The organism is Nocardiopsis lambiniae (genome assembly GCF_031845465.1).
GTDB lineage: Bacteria > Actinomycetota > Actinomycetes > Streptosporangiales > Streptosporangiaceae > Nocardiopsis > Nocardiopsis lambiniae.
In genome coordinates this window covers 1-306 of the sequence record NZ_JAVREP010000055.1, presented here as the reverse complement: position 1 = coordinate 306, position 306 = coordinate 1, and the positions used below count along the sequence as shown (strand labels likewise).

The 306-nt window shown below is 58.2% G+C and carries 2 rRNA genes; both read right to left on the bottom strand.

What is annotated here, in order from left to right:
* Positions 1 to 109, bottom strand: a 5S ribosomal RNA gene (gene rrf / locus RM479_RS27505); the annotation flags it as partial.
* Positions 110 to 216: 107 nt separating this feature from the next.
* A 23S ribosomal RNA gene (locus tag RM479_RS27500) occupies positions 217 to 306 on the bottom strand; the annotation flags it as partial.

The window sequence follows — 306 nt, the reverse complement described above, 5'->3', positions numbered from 1 at the left end:
GGCAACCTACTCTCCCACCCCACCACAGGGCAGTACCATCAGCGCAAGGAGACTTAACGACCGGGTTCGGAATGAGACCGGGTGTGACCCTCCCACCATAACCACCACGGAAACCAACACCCACACCCCGACACCCCACCACAAGCAGGCCCCGGAACAGGGAAGAATTTCACCAGATTATGTGAACATGTATGCGCGAGCACCCAATTATCTGCAGCGGACAAGCCCTCGGCCTATTAGTACCGGTCAGCTCCACCCCTCACAAGGCTTCCACACCCGGCCTATCAACCCCATCGTCTATAGGGG